Raw genomic sequence first — 11,979 nt, 5'->3', positions numbered from 1 at the left:
GAAGCTGTATCTGTGTTGCGCAACTCACCAACTGCACGCCAGCGCACTCTAGTACCGCCGGAGGTCTAAAGATAAAATTAGTTAAGCTTTCCTCAATTCTCGCCCCTTGCGTTCGCCGTGGGCACCGAGAGCATATTTCCTTTTCAATTACTCGTGGAAGCAGATTCCAGCCGTGACGAACGCTCCAGAACGACTGAGCAAAAAGAACTTCACCACGATTGCGGTGCTGATCGTATCCAGCTTCGTGGTCATCCTGAACGAAACAATCATGAACGTGGCATTACCTGTTCTGATGCACGAATTCGACGTAACCGCTGATGCAATTCAGTGGCTGTCCACCATCTTCATGCTCACCATGGCAGTGGTCATTCCGATGACCGGATTCTTGCTGCAACGCCTGAGCGTACGCAATGTCTTTGTCCTAGCCATTGGCATGTTTACCTTGGGCACCATTCTGGCGGCCTTGGCGCCAGGACTGACCGTCCTGTTGGTTGCCCGCGTGGTCCAGGCCTGCGGTACCGCCATCATGATGCCGCTGCTGATGACCACCATCTTGCACCTAGTGCCAGCTGAACGTCGCGGTGTGCTGATGGGCAACGTATCCATCGTGATCTCCGTGGCCCCAGCCATCGGCCCGACACTTTCGGGTTTGATCCTGCAGTACCTGTCGTGGCGCTTCATGTTCATCGTGATCATCCCGATTGCGGTCGCAGCACTGATCATCGGTACCCCGCGTCTGTCCAACGAAGTAGACGGTGCATCCACCCCGCTGTCGTTCACCTCGGTCCTTTTGGCTATCCCGGCCTTCGGTGGCTTGGTCTTTGGCCTGAGCCGACTGTCGGTAGGCGTGAGTGCGCTGAACATTGGCATCCTCGTTGTAGCGTTGCTCTGCTTGGCTGCTTTTGTCTTCCTGCAGCTGCGGTTGCAGAAACAAGATCAGGCGCTGCTGGATCTACGTCCGCTGAACTTCAAGGACTTTACGCTTTCGCTAGTGCTGATGATGTTTGCCATGATCTCGCTGTTCGGCGTGATCATCTTGCTGCCAATGTTCTTCACCAACGTGCTGGGCATTGATACCCTGACCACTGGTTTGATCATGCTTCCTGGCGGCCTGCTGATGGGCATTTTGGCCCCAATGGTTGGCAAGTTGTATGACCGGTTGGGGGCCCGTCCACTGATCGTTCCTGGCGGAATCATCTTGCTGACCTCGTTGCTGGGCTACGCACTGATCTTGAACGAAAGCACCCCAATTTGGTTGCTGGTTGTGCTGCACCTGGTGATGAGTTTGGGCTTGGCTCTGATCTTCACCCCTGCGTTCACCACCGCGCTGAACCCATTGCCGCACCACCTGCACTCGCACGGTTCGGCACTGCTTTCCACCTTGCAGCAGTTGGCTGGTGCCATGGGTACCGCTCTGCTGGTGGGCGTTGTGGCAGCGACTACCGCCTCCAAGATTGCCGCGGGTAGCGATCAGTTGGCCGCTACGGTTGAAGGCTTCCAGCCTGGATTCCTCATCGGTGCTGGCTGCAGCGTTGGCATCATCGTGATTGGCTTCCTTCTTGGTGGCAAGAAGGAACTGGTCAGCTTAGGCGCGCAAGAGGCCGAAGCAGAAAAGCACTAAACGGTTTAACACCTAAACAGCTGGATACTCAACTACTGAGTATCCAGCTGTTTGTGCATCTGGGGTGTGCCTAGTGCTTTTACCGCAATGCTTTTACCCCAGTGCACTGGGCAGTAGGCTGGCTGGTAAATGTACGCACTACAAAGGGGTAAGCATGCAGCTGCAGGATTCAGTCGCTTTAGTCACCGGTGGACTTTCGGGTTTAGGCCGGGCCACCGCACAAAAGCTCGCGGCAACCGCCAAACATGTTGTCGTTCTTGACCTGGCGCGAGAGGACGGCGACGAAATTGCAGCACAGATTGGTGCCAACGTTCGCTACGCCCCGGCAGATGTCACCGATGCCCAGCAGGTAGCTACCGCCATCGAGCGGTGCAAGGAACTCGGTGCGCTGCGAGTTGTGGTTAACTGCGCTGGCGTGGCCACTCCCGGCAAGGTACTGGGACGAGATGGCGTACTGCCGCTGGAACGCTTTTCAAAGGTTTTAGAGATCAACGTGAACGGCACCTTCAACGTCATCCGCTTGGCTGCTGAAGCGATGGCGCATAGCGAAGCACTGACTGACGCTCAAGGAACCACCGAACGTGGAGTCATCGTTAATACCGCTTCAGTGGCAGCCTTTGATGGCCAGATTGGCCAGCCTGCCTACGCCGCTTCTAAGGGAGCGGTGGCCGCGATGACCTTGCCGCTAGCCCGTGAACTGGCCAGTCACCAGATTCGGGTTATGACCATTGCTCCGGGGATCTTCCACACGCCCATGATGGATTCTCTGCCGCAGGCTGCTCAAGACTCCTTGGGAGCTCAGGTGCCCCACCCTTCGCGATTGGGACGCCCAGAAGAATACGCCGCATTGGCGGAACACATCGTGGCTAATCCAATGCTTAACGGCGAAACCATCCGTCTTGATGGTGCTATCCGGATGGCTCCGCGCTAAAGCGCGATGTGGCGCGGCAGGTCCCATAAACCGTGGGCCTGCCACACTGCGTCCGGTGCTCCGCGTGGCTCATCCGAAACGATCGATTTTCGCGTCCGTATAAGGCACCTTCACCGGGCAGTTTTGCGGGCGGGGTATACGGGGAATTCTAAGTTCTTGAGACTTCGGTGTTTTGAAATCGTCAGGAATCAGATCGGAGTCTGTCCCGTATGCCGACCGGCTTACGGGACGTTGACCCACCGCCGTCTCACGGACCCGGGTCCTACTGTTGAGAACAGATCAATGACGCCGCTATGGGGCGAGATTTTCTGCGGGCGGATCCCCTAGGCAATGAGCATTGGTGCGAAGGAGTTGTGATTGGATGGTGGGATGAATTCGACCTACCGTTTCTCTTCCGACGACGCCGATATCGATCGGGAAAAAGTGCATCACTGGCTCAGCGAGGAGAGCTACTGGGCAAAGGGAAGATCCCGCTCAACACAGGATCAGGCGATGAACGGATCCCGAAACTTTGGCGTCTACGAGACAAACTCGGGCAGGCAAGTCGCCTACGCGCGTGTAGTCACGGATGGGGTCACGTTTGCCTGGCTTTGCGATGTATTCGTGGCCCCTGAAGTCCGCGGGCAGGGAATCGGCGTTGCCCTTCTAGAAGGCGTTATTGAGGTATTCGAGCCACTGAACTTGAAACGAATGCTTCTATCAACGGGGGATGCCCACGGCCTCTACTCTAAGTTTGGGTTCGAGCCTCTTGATATCCCCTCGAAGTGGATGCAGAGACTAGCGGAACAAGTAGCCCGGTAAGGGTTCGGCCTACGGGCAGTCCCGGATGGTCACTTGACGATAACGACGTGGTTTAGTGGATTCATGCCGACGAATATCGAAATCAAAGCCCGCGTGGCCAGCCTCGAGACCCTGATTCCGGTTGTCGCGTCTTTGGCAGACGCAGGGCCAGAGCATGTTGCCCAGGACGATACCTTTTTCGTTTGCCCCAATGGCAGGCTCAAGCTCCGGGTCCTTGACGACCGACACGGTGTACTGATCTTCTACCGCAGGGCAGATCGGCTCGGTCCCAAAACATCCTTTTACATCCATTCGGAGACAGCCGACCCCGAGGGGTTGCGATCGGTCTTGGCCCTCGCCTACGGCGAGGCCGGACGGGTTCGGAAGCACCGAATGGTGTTTCAGATCGGTCAGGCCAGGGTGCACCTCGATCGCGTTGAAGGACTGGGCGAGTTCGTGGAACTGGAAGTGACCGTGGGCGACAAAATGGACTCTGAGGCAGCAATTTCGGAAGCACACCGGCTCGTTGAAGCATTCGGAATTGAGGAAAGCGCGCTCGTGACGGGTGCGTACCTGGACCTGCACGAAACCAAAATCAACTAGGCGCTGTAAGCGGCTCCTGAGAAAAACTCACGATCTGGGGAAATCCGTCCCAGTAGGGGTTCCGCCTACGGGCGTCGTCTCTCCGAGTAGGTTCCTAGGCGTCGAAGAATGGAAGTGCTTTTGCCAGACCGGTCACGACCAAATATGCGGGATCGGTCGGTACCCAATCTGAAAAATCGAGGCGCAGACGGTCGGAGACTACGGCTCGCCCGGCAAGAACATCCCGCGAGATACCATCGTGAAGATATCCGAGCTTACGCGAGACGCCTTGCGAACCAACGTTGTCATGGAATACCTCGGTCAGCGCCGCAACTGCTCCCAGTCCCTCAAAAGCAAGACTCAGCAAGGCTGTCCGGGCCTCAGTACCAATGCCTTGTCGGTGAAATTCAAGGCCAAGCCACGACTCGGTTTTTACTTCACGCAATACAGAAAAATTGCGTGCCTTTAGCGTGACCATGCCTACCGGCTGGTCTCCACGAAATACGCCCATTTCCAATGCCCAATCTTCCGCACACCACATGCCCCGGCGGCTCCAGTGCTGTTGCAACACGTGGAGTGCCCGCTCACGAGGAGGAAGATCTGTCCAAGGTGTCAAGAAGGGGTGCTCACCAGGTTCGTGCACGCCGCTGGCCGCAACCTGGGCGAGTACGGACAGCTCGTCATCGTTTGGAACGCGGAGTTCCAAATGTTTGGTTGAAAGCGTCAATTGGGCGAGAGGCCAGTAATCGTTGAGCATTTCGCAAGTATGGCACGGCAGGGTTCGCCGAATCACGTTGATGCGCGCGAGAACCCGCAAGCAGACTGCCGCCGCCGTCCCGTAGACCGTTCCTCTTGCGGGCTGACTACAATGTGCAGGAGTATTGAGGACTTCGGAAAGTGGCACCTTGTTAGTTTCTTGTTTCCTGGTCAAGCACGACCGTTTTCGACCACAAACAATTGTTCAGACCGCGCTGCACACAATTGTTGAGAACCAAGTTGTGATTCGATGCCAACTACCGCTTGCTCACCAGCGCTAGAGTCTACGTAGGGGCGTTCTATTTGCCCCTCATGAGTCTGCAGCAAGGTATTTGCTTACAATGTCGCCACGTGAGAGGAATTCAACTGATGAACGATTGGGTCATATTTCATCACGAGGACGATGCCAAAACATCGGTTGAATATGACTGGGCGTGGATTGACACGTTGATTGCTAGATTGGTCGAGCTGCAAGCAGTCGAGAAGAAGTCCTCACATACCGATGCTTTGGCTGGCTGCATTGAAGAGCTTGAACATGCTATTTCTTCAGCCCTGTCGCATGGAGTTTCCGTTCGTGCGATAGGTGTTCGTACAAATTTGAGTCAAAGCGACGTTGCCCGAATACGGGACACCGGACGTCTATACGAAAGATAGGAATGAAAATTCTTTTAGGCCTAATCCTGTTTCGCTTCCAGTAAGTCGGCTAGATGACCGGCGCTTCGGCCAACTGCTGAGCAGAGCTGAAACTACGGTCAATTCCGGTCAGTGGATCAGTAAAGGAAATGGTGTGCGCCAACAGCTGTAGCGGGCGCTGGTAATCATCCGGAGCCAAGTCCCACAAACGCGGATAAAAAGCATCATTGATAATTCCCAGACCCAATGAAGCTAGATGCACGCGCAACTGGTGGGTTTTGCCCGAATGCGGTTTGAGATCCATCAACGCAACTTCCACTCCTGCATGGTGACCTGCACTGCGGCCTACGGCTTCAACATCAATGAAGGTCTTTGCATTGGGTTCACCATCTTTGACGACGGATCGCAACTGTCCCTTGACCTTGGACATGCGGTTTTCGTAAACCATGGGCATCTGGCCAAGCAAGTTGTGCAGTTGCGCTTCGTCTTTGACCAGTGAATGTTCGCCGTTTGGCTGAAGCACTCGGCCGGTTTCCAGACCCGCTCCGGGCTGCAGTGCGACGACCGCTTTATAGCGTTTGCTGATTTCACGGCGTTCAAAAAGCATCTGATAGTCGCCGCGGGTTGCTGGGTTCACGGCAAAAAGAATGACGCCCGCGGTGGCACGGTCCAACCGGTGCATCGGAACAAGATCATCAATGCCGGTTTGGTTGCGCAAACGAACCAGAGCCGATTCTTGGATGAATCGTCCACCGGGAGTGGTAGGCAAAAAATGTGGCTTATCGACAACCAGCAAGTGTTCATCTTGGTGCAGGATCTTGGCTTCAAAAGGAATTGGCGTTTCTACCGGCAATGAGCGGTAGTACCAGATGAACTCGTGTTCATCCATGGTTGTTTGGCGGTCTAGAGGCACGCCGCCGAGTCCAACAATTTCTTGGTTATCAAAGCGTCGCAAGATGCCTTCAGGATCCACATGGCCAAAGCGTTCCAGCAGATAATCGGCCACGGTGGCCCACGCTCCGTCTTGCGGAAGCCGCAAACGGGTTGCATTAACGCCGTTACGAACGGGGAGCGGGGATTCCATAGCCATAAAGGCTATTCTTTCATCTCTTCAGTAGGGCTTCAGACCGCCGGTTGGCAATGTGGGCACCAGTAGCAATCTCGCTCGGAACCTTCTGAAGTTGATGGGATCTTGAGTAACGCGATAGGGGTGCCGCAGCGAAGGCATGGTTTTCCTGCACGGCCATAAACCCAGAGCGGTTCTCGGGTCCGTTCGGTGCCGGTGGTCACGCGACGAGTCCGGTCCTTATTTACCGTCAGCAGACGGTGGGCCATATGAACTACTGCCGGAAGGTCAGCAATCTGGCCGACTTGGGTCAGTGGGTGTAGACGTTTAAGAAACAAGATTTCGCAACGGTACACATTTCCCACACCGGCCATCAGCCGTTGATCCAGCAATGCTTGGCCAATACCTTGCTGTGGATGACTTTGCAGGTTTTCAACCGCCACCTGAGCGTCCCAATCCGCACCCAACAAATCGGGTCCCAAATGACCGATGAGTTCAGCCTCTTGTTCGGTAGGTACCAAGCGCACCTGAGCAATATCAAAGCCCACGGCCGTCACCGTAGATGTTTTGAGCACTACGCGTGCAGTGTGCGCTGGTTTCTTCCAACGCTCATTCGAGGCATACAGATCCCAGCGCCCTTCCATCAGAAGATGCGAGTGCAGGGTCAGTGGCTTGGCAGAGAATTCAGAAGACCCAGCGACTGGAGGATGCAGTCGCATCAACAGGTGTTTACCCGCTGGAACTACCTCATGCACAACATAGTCTTTGAGATCTCTTGTCGCCAAGGCCGGAACTCTAAAATCAGAAGACAGTAAGCTCTGCCCTGCCAGGGCTTGGTGGAGCCGTGCAGTGGCACGATAGACGGAATCACCTTCAGGCATGAGAGCTCTTCTTTCTGTTCAGGAATCAGCGCCGGAATCGAATGCCTTGCGGCGTCGAATAGAAACCTGCAGCCAATAGGGCGGCTCCCACCGGATGGTCGAGTATAGGTTGACCGTCCACGGTAGCGATGGCAATTTTCTCCACCTTGGCCGTGCGTAGGGCAGCCACCAGATGCATGGCAATGATGTTCCATGACTCTTCTGGAAGCTGGGCAAAAGTTAGCACCGTGCGGCCGCCGCGTTCCAGGTACAAACACAATTGACCATCCAACATCCCAACGATGGCACCGGCTTTGCGTCCAGGGCGGTGCCCGGTCTGCGTGGCTGGCCAGCCCAGCGCCGCACCATAAGGATTGGCCGGGTCTGTCGAAGCGAGCACCATGGCTACAGGCTGACGGCGAGGATCCTCGGAGAGCTGGTATCCACGCAAACGGTCAATGGTGGTTGAAGTGGAGAACTGGGCAGCACCCAGCTTTTCCACGAAGTAACCACGACGGGCATGCCCTGCTTCTTCCAACTTGGACAACACCCGGTACAGCTGACCGAAGCCGCCAGGTACTGCTTCGGCGGCGACCGAGCCGCGGGTAAGTACGCCATAGCGTTCCAGCATGATCTCTGCTGTCGCATGCGCTGAAATGGTGGGATCCGCTACCGGCTGGGGGAGCAAAGACCAACGCGCTGAACCGCGTGGACTACGCATCGGGGAGCCACCGTGATCCTGCGCAAGACGGTTCAGACCCGAGAGCCTGTTGAGCCGTGCGGCACGGGCGCGCGGTGCCGGTTTGGCGATCTTGTGTGCAGTACTTCCGCCGGCCAAGTAACCGCGAATCGGAGCCAAGGTGTCGGGTGAAATATATCCGGCCCAGAAAAGCCTCCAGCATGACTCAGCAATGTCTTGGGCACTGACCGGAGGCTTATCCGGATGGTGGATGCGGGCGGCGAGTTCCTCAGCAAAATAGGCGCCGGTTGATTCAAAGGCTTCAAGCACGCGCAGATCTATGGCCTGAAGGCTACTGACATCAGGCGTTGGCAAGGAGAGCGCTGCGTGTTCGGCAGTATGCAACGACAACCAGCCGTCTTTGCCACCGGCTGCACCTGCGCCACACACCAGAATATCTCCCGCGCTGCACAGTTCATCTAGCCACGAGCTTTGATAGCCGTTGAGTCGGGCAGGAAGAATGAAGGACTCCAGCGCGGAGGCGGGCACTTCAGCTCCAGCAAGTTGAGCGATGATTTCATAAAGGCCATCGGGGCCACTAAGAGTTGATCCAACCTGCTGCCAGGCGGGAAGGAACCGGGCATAGGTGTTTTGATCAACCGGCTCCACCTCAGCGCGCAGGGCAGCCAAAGACCCGGTGCGAATGGTGCGCAGCACTTGGACATCGCAGTATTCATCACCGCTGATGCCCTCGGGCACAATCTCCACCGGGCGGAAGGCGCCGACCGATAGTCTGCCGGCAGCCACCAGCTGGTCGAGTATTGGTCGCAACACCGCAACACCCAGTGAGAGTTCTGCAGCAATTTCGGTGAGCGTAAAAGGAACATGGGTGCGCGCGTAGCGTGAGATCAGATCTTGGATGGGGTCGGCCACCGGCTCCAAGAACGCCGCCGGAATCCCGGTGGGCAGCGGGGTGCCCAAGGCATCACGTAACTTGCCGGCATCTTCGATCGCGGCGTAGGCCAAAGACCCACTTTGACGCAGGGTGAAAGCACGGCGAGTGGCAACTAGGGCTTCGGCATGTTCCCTTGCGGTAGCCGGATCTATTGGTGCACTGTCCTCATTTGGATCTCGCAGTCGGGCGGCTAAGGCCTCGCTAGTCAGCGGTCCCAAGAGACGCAGCAGGTCGGCTGCGCCTTCCATTCCGGCTAAACGCCGGTTATCTGCTCGATACTGCAACTGTTCCTGCAAGCCGGTGATAACTCGAGGATCAAGGATTTCACGCACATCATTGCGGCCCAGCAATTCACCGAGCAACACCGGATCCAGACTCAGGGCTGCTGCACGGCGTTCAGCCAGTGGCGCATCAGATTCATAGAGGAATTGTGCAACATAACCAAAGAGCAAGGACTGGGCGAAGGGCGAAGGCAATTCGGTGGTGACTTCTACCAGCCTGATGGCGCGTGAAGAGACCTTGGAGAGAATCGAGGACAACGCCGGCAGATCATAAACATCATTCAGGCACTCGCGTACCGTTTCCAAGATGATTGGGAAGTCCGGGTAATTCCGGGCGACATCCAATAGTTGGCTGGCCCGCTGACGCTGCTGCCACAACGGGGTGCGCTTGCTCGGATTGATCCGCGGCAGCAGCAAAGCCCTGGCGGCACACTCACGGAAGCGCGAAGCAAACAACGCCGAATTTGCCACCTGCGAGGTGACCACGTCAATGATTTCATCTGCTTCAAAGGCAAAAAGATCTGCGCCCGGCGCCTGATCATCCATGGCCGGAATGCGCAGCACGATTCCATCGTCGGCAGCCATAGCCGAAGCATCCAGACCCCAACGTTCGCGCACCCGTGCACCGACCGCCAACGCCCACGGGGCGTGGACCGCTAGGCCAAAGGGAGAATGCAGGATGACCCGCCAGTCGCCAAGCTCATCATGGAACCGCTCGATCACAAAGTTCTGATGGTTGGGCACCTGACCGGTCGCCCGGCGCTGCTCACCCAAATAGTTCAGAAGATTATTGGCTGCGTAGTCATCCAACCCACCGGTACGCAAAACACCTGACGCTTCGCTTCGTTCGCTGGCCAGCAAACTCGTGGTGAATTCACCTAGCGCCGCACCAAGTTCCACCGGACGGCCCAGACCGTCACCGTGCCAGAAAGGCAGTTTGCCGGGTTGGCCAAAGGCTGGGGTGACCAGCACTCGGTCATGGGTAATGTCTTCAATGCGCCAGCTGGTCGCACCGAGCGCAAAGACGTCACCCACCCGCGACTCGTAGACCATTTCTTCATCCAGCTCACCCACACGCTTGGGAGCCTTGTCATCTTCGGCCCCGGCTAGGAAGACACCAAAAAGTCCACGGTCTGGGATGGTGCCACCGGAAATCACGGCCAAGCGTTGCGCTCCAGGGCGCGCTACCAATGTGCCGGCATCTCGGTCCCAAATCAGCCGTGGCTTCAGGGTGGCAAATTCATCTGAGGGGTATTTGCCCGAGAGCATGTCCAAGGTGGCCAGATAGGCGCTGCGTGGGAGCTGTTGGTAGGGAGCGGAGCGGCGTACGGTCTCGAACCACTTCTCAACTTCCAAGTCGTCCATGGCCACTGCGGCCAGAGTCTGCTGGGCCAACACATCCAGCGGGTTGGCCGGGATAACCATTTTTTCGATTGCTCCCTGGCACATGCGTGTGACCACCAGTGCAGTGGAGAGTAGGTCAGCGCGGTGCTTAGGGAAAAAGATGCCTTGAGAGACAGAACCGACTTGGTGTCCGGCACGGCCCACACGTTGCAGACCAGAGGAGACGGAGTTGGGGGACTCGACCTGGATGACCAGATCCACCAGGCCCATGTCGATACCGAGTTCCAGCGAGCTGGTGGCCACCACCGCGCGCAGCTTGCCCAGCTTCAGATCCTCTTCAATCTGGGCGCGCGCATCCTTGGACACCGAGCCGTGATGGGCGCGGGCCAGCAAGGGTGCTTCGGGATGGGCGGCAGCGGTAGAACCGGCTTGAGCCATCAAAACTGCTGGGGACGAGGTGGACGTATCCTCTGCGCTGAATCCCTCACGCTCAGCGTAGATGTCGTTGAGTCGTCCGGTCAGGCGCTCGGCCAACCGGCGGGAGTTGGCGAAGATAATCGTGGAGTGGTTTTCCAGCACCAGATCCACCAACTGATTTTCCACGTGTGGCCAGATGCTTGCCGATGCTGTGGGGGACGAGCTAGGCCCTAAATCGTGAGCGCCGGCAGCCGAAGGCAAATCGGTCATGTCTTCCACCGGGACGCGTACGGCCAGTTTCCACTTTTTGGTGGATGGTGGGCGCACAATATTCACCGGTGCGGAGCCTGCCAAGAACCGGGCAACCTCTTCGGGTGGTTCCACTGTGGCCGAGAGTCCGATGCGTTGCGCCGGAGTCGGCAGTAACGCATCAAGGCGTTCCAAAGACAGCGACAAGTGGGTCCCACGCTTGGTATTGGCGATGGCGTGGACTTCATCGATGATGACGGTGTGTACCTCAGCCAAGGTTTTACGCGCTTGGCTGGTGAGCATCAGGTAGAGCGACTCGGGGGTGGTGATCAGGATTTCGGGTGGATCCTTGAGCAGCTTGCGCCGGTGATTGGCCGGGGTATCGCCCGAGCGTACGCCCACCGATACCGAAGGCTGGGTTAGACCCATTTCGTGTGCAGTGGCGCGAATGCCAGCAAGTGGGGAGCGCAGGTTGCGCTCAACGTCCACGCCGAGGGCCTTCAACGGCGAAATGTAGAGGACCTTGGTGCCGTTGCCTACAGGGTGATCCGCATCGGATTCCAGTCCCGGTAGCGCTGGAGTATCCAGTTCTGCGTGGTGCAGTCGGTCCAAAGCCCAGAGGAACGCGGCTAGGGTTTTACCTGAACCGGTTGGGGCAATGACCAGGGTGTGCTTCCCATCGGAGATGGATTCCCAAGCGCCACTTTGCGCAACCGTGGGCGCAGTGAAGACGTCGGTGAACCACTTGCGGGTGGCCGCACCAAACCGGGAAAGCACATCACTCATGGAATCGATACTACGTTCTACCCACGACAGTTCGAGAAC

At 57.1% G+C, this 11,979-nt stretch carries 9 protein-coding genes; 5 read left to right on the top strand and 4 right to left on the bottom strand.

Features of this window, described 5'->3' with window-relative positions; genetic code table 11:
* Positions 1 to 172: 172 nt before the first annotated feature.
* From EYR88_RS14535 to EYR88_RS14520, 4 genes are all read left to right on the top strand, one after another.
* Positions 173 to 1,621: an MDR family MFS transporter gene (locus tag EYR88_RS14535; protein WP_131090486.1), complete on the top strand. Its 1,449-nt coding sequence runs from the start codon at positions 173 to 175 to the stop codon at positions 1,619 to 1,621.
* Between the two features lie 154 nt (positions 1,622 to 1,775).
* Positions 1,776 to 2,552: an SDR family NAD(P)-dependent oxidoreductase gene (locus EYR88_RS14530; protein ID WP_131090485.1), complete on the top strand. Its 777-nt coding sequence runs from the start codon at positions 1,776 to 1,778 to the stop codon at positions 2,550 to 2,552.
* A 369-nt stretch (positions 2,553 to 2,921) separates the two neighbouring features.
* On the top strand, positions 2,922 to 3,353 hold the full coding sequence (locus EYR88_RS14525; RefSeq protein WP_131090484.1) for a GNAT family N-acetyltransferase: 432 nt from the start codon (positions 2,922 to 2,924) through the stop codon (positions 3,351 to 3,353).
* A gap of 63 nt (positions 3,354 to 3,416) precedes the next feature.
* A complete protein-coding gene (locus EYR88_RS14520; RefSeq protein WP_131090483.1) occupies positions 3,417 to 3,935 on the top strand; it encodes a class IV adenylate cyclase in 519 nt (172 codons plus the stop codon).
* A gap of 94 nt (positions 3,936 to 4,029) precedes the next feature.
* Here EYR88_RS14520 and EYR88_RS14515 read toward each other — a convergent pair whose 3' ends face one another.
* Positions 4,030 to 4,671: a GNAT family protein gene (locus EYR88_RS14515; RefSeq protein WP_131090482.1), complete on the bottom strand. Its 642-nt coding sequence runs from the start codon at positions 4,669 to 4,671 to the stop codon at positions 4,030 to 4,032.
* A 368-nt stretch (positions 4,672 to 5,039) separates the two neighbouring features.
* On the opposite strand from EYR88_RS14515, the gene EYR88_RS14510 reads away from it, so the two are divergent.
* Positions 5,040 to 5,324: a hypothetical protein gene (locus EYR88_RS14510; RefSeq protein ID WP_131090481.1), complete on the top strand. Its 285-nt coding sequence runs from the start codon at positions 5,040 to 5,042 to the stop codon at positions 5,322 to 5,324.
* A 49-nt stretch (positions 5,325 to 5,373) separates the two neighbouring features.
* On the opposite strand, the gene EYR88_RS14505 is transcribed toward EYR88_RS14510, so the two are convergent.
* Genes EYR88_RS14505 through EYR88_RS14495 form a run of 3 tightly spaced genes read right to left on the bottom strand, consistent with a single transcriptional unit; the run spans position 5,374 to position 11,940 of the window.
* The gene (locus EYR88_RS14505) at positions 5,374 to 6,387 is read right to left on the bottom strand and encodes a pseudouridine synthase (RefSeq protein ID WP_131090680.1); all 1,014 of its coding nucleotides are present in this window, start codon (positions 6,385 to 6,387) and stop codon (positions 5,374 to 5,376) included.
* Between the two features lie 38 nt (positions 6,388 to 6,425).
* A complete protein-coding gene (locus EYR88_RS14500; protein ID WP_131090480.1) occupies positions 6,426 to 7,250 on the bottom strand; it encodes a DNA-formamidopyrimidine glycosylase family protein in 825 nt (274 codons plus the stop codon).
* Between the two features lie 25 nt (positions 7,251 to 7,275).
* Complete coding sequence (locus tag EYR88_RS14495) at positions 7,276 to 11,940, bottom strand: ATP-dependent helicase (protein ID WP_131090479.1); 4,665 nt, start codon at positions 11,938 to 11,940, stop codon at positions 7,276 to 7,278.
* Positions 11,941 to 11,979 lie beyond the last annotated feature (39 nt).

The organism is Arthrobacter sp. S41 (assembly GCF_004320535.1).
Classification (GTDB): domain Bacteria; phylum Actinomycetota; class Actinomycetes; order Actinomycetales; family Micrococcaceae; genus Glutamicibacter.
Note: the sequence above shows the minus strand (reverse complement) of the source record. Positions and strands in the feature narration are given on the sequence as shown.